Raw genomic sequence first — 2331 nt, 5'->3', positions numbered from 1 at the left:
GTGGGCAGGTGGCGGACGTTTTCCGAGTTCACCCAGATCATCCCGGCTTCAAGCTTGTCGGTGAACCGCAAGGCGCGGGTCAGGTCATTGGTCCAGACATAGCCGGTCAGACCGTATGGTGTGTCGTTGGCGATCTGCAGCGCCTCGTCCTCGGTCGAGAACGGGATCGAAGTCAGAACCGGGCCGAATATCTCTTCGCGCGCGATACGCATCTGGTTATTGGCATCGGTAAACAGGGTTGGGCGAATGAAATACCCTGTGTCGCCCACCTTGACACCTCCGGCGGCGACAGTCGCACCGTCTTCTTTCGCGATGTCAAAATAGGAGGTCACCTTGTTATAATGCTCCTCGGTCACCAGGGGCCCGATCTCGGTCGCAGGATCCAGCGGATGACCGACCTTGATGGTGTTGACCCGCTCGATCAGCTTTGCCTCGAACGCGTCCTTGATGGTGTCCTGCACCAGCAGGCGCGAGGATGACGTGCAGCGCTCGCCATTGATCGAGTAGATCATGAAGATCACCGCATCCAGCGCCCGGTCGAGATCGGCGTCGTCGAACACAACAACCGGGTTCTTGCCGCCCAGTTCCAGATGCATCCGCTTGAGCGTATCGGCACCTTGTTTGGTGATGATGCTGCCGGTGCGGCTTTCACCGACAAAGGCGATCGCCTTGATCAACGGATGCTCCGTCAACGCCTTACCCGCATCGGGGCCGAACCCGTTCACGGTGTTCAGCACACCCTTGGGCAGCCCGGCCTCTTCGGCGATCTCCACCAGCAGGCGAGCGGACAGCGGAGAATCTTCGGCCGGTTTGTGAACCACAGTGCACCCGGCAGCCAAAGCAGGTGCGATCTTCCATGTCGACAGCATGAACGGCGTGTTCCACGGCGTGATCACCCCCACCGGACCAATCGGAACGCGCGTGGTGATGTTCATCAGGGTCGGCGACTTAAGGTGCTGACCGTCCCGCGCCTGGACCACCTGATCCGCGAAATACCGGAAATTCTCGGCCCCCCGCAGCGCGGCCTTGGACATAAAGCGCAGGGTCTGGCCGGTGTCCCAGCATTCACACAGCGCAATTTCCTCGGCACGGGCCTCGATCGCATCGGCAACGTTCAGCAAGATGCGGCGCCGCTCGGTGGCAGGCATGTCGCGCCAATCGGCAAATGCGGCGTGGGCGGCATTGGCGGCAGCGTCGATATCATCGGCTGTGCCATGGGCGACATCGCAGATCACCGACCTGTCAACCGGGGAGGTGGATTGGAACACCCCTGCGGAACCGTCGCGATCTTCGCCCGCGATCCGGTTCTTGATGCCGGTTTCCTTAAACCGGGTCAGAAAGCCCGCCAGCTTCTCGATATTCGTATCCAGTGCGCTCATGGATCAGGTCTCCTGGTTGGTCGCGCCCAAATGGTCCCGGATCGTGCCGGTCTTGGGCGAAAGGTCTGGGTCAATGTCACGCATCTCAAGCGAGAGCGCGATGGAATGTCCGGCGAAGGCGGGGGACAGATAGGCCTCAACCGCCTCAAAAATGCGCTGCGTGGCGTCCCGTTTGACATCCGCAGCCCGGCCAGCGCGCAGGCGGATCGAGATATCGATAAACCCATGCGCCGGATTGCCGTCCGCGATGGCATAGTGATCGACCCGCGTGGCCCGGACACGAATACCGGGCAGGGGAAATGTCTTGATCCCGGCAGCCGTGGCCCGGATGCATTCGCACAAGCCACTCATATCGACCCTGTCTTCCAGATTGCCGGAATACTCGACGTGAAAATGTGGCATGTGCTCCCCTCCAATGGTAAACATGTTTAGTAAATTGGAACCCCCGCTGTCAAGAACTTGCTTTGTTAATCTTTGCATCTTTTGACTCTGCGAATTAGAAGACTGTCATGAGTGAACAAAGCCACACCAAGAACACCTCGCGCGCCCTTCCGATTGCCTTGCTGCGCGCACGCGAAACCGTCATGGCCCCCATCCGGGACATGCTGCAGGGGATACAACTGACCGAGCAGAAATGGCGCATCCTGCGCGTGCTGGACGAGTTGGGTGAAGTGGAGCAAAGCTCGATTGCCAAAGAGGCCTGCCTGCTGTTGCCAAGCCTCACCCGCATCCTGCGCACGATGGAAGCCGAAGGCCAAATATCACGCCGCCAGGACAGCCACGACAAACGACGCACAATGGTGAAGATCACAAACGAAGGACGAAACATCCTCGCCGAAAACCTCGGAACCTCTCTGCAGATCTACCAAAGCATCGAAAAACAAATGGGACGAGAAAAACTCAATCAACTCCTCGACCTGCTCGAAGAACTACAAGCCGTCAAAGTCTGACC

General features: G+C 59.0%; 3 protein-coding genes. 1 reads left to right on the top strand and 2 read right to left on the bottom strand.

Features of this window, described 5'->3' with window-relative positions; translation table 11 throughout:
- Positions 1-1379, bottom strand: a 1379-nt coding sequence (hpaE, locus tag ACR0M3_RS19995; RefSeq protein WP_480912409.1) for a 5-carboxymethyl-2-hydroxymuconate semialdehyde dehydrogenase, incomplete at its 3' end; no start/stop codon positions are given.
- 3 nt (positions 1380-1382) lie between these two features.
- A complete protein-coding gene (locus ACR0M3_RS19990) occupies positions 1383-1781 on the bottom strand; it encodes a 5-carboxymethyl-2-hydroxymuconate Delta-isomerase (protein WP_480484965.1) in 399 nt (132 codons plus the stop codon).
- 107 nt (positions 1782-1888) lie between these two features.
- Between ACR0M3_RS19990 and hpaR the strand changes: the two genes are divergently transcribed.
- Entirely contained in the window at positions 1889-2329 is a 441-nt protein-coding gene (hpaR, locus tag ACR0M3_RS19985; protein ID WP_480492848.1) for a homoprotocatechuate degradation operon regulator HpaR, read from the top strand.
- Positions 2330-2331 lie beyond the last annotated feature (2 nt).

It is taken from the genome of Ruegeria sp. O5, assembly GCF_056535105.1.
Note: the sequence above shows the minus strand (reverse complement) of the source record. Positions and strands in the feature narration are given on the sequence as shown.

Bases quoted from the DNA above. Each gene is read 5' to 3' on its own strand.
- hpaR (WP_480492848.1), top strand. From the start codon at position 1,889: ATGAGTGAACAAAGCCACACCAAGAACACCTCGCGCGCCCTTCCGATT.
- ACR0M3_RS19990 (WP_480484965.1), bottom strand. From the start codon at position 1,781: ATGCCACATTTTCACGTCGAGTATTCCGGCAATCTGGAAGACAGGGTC.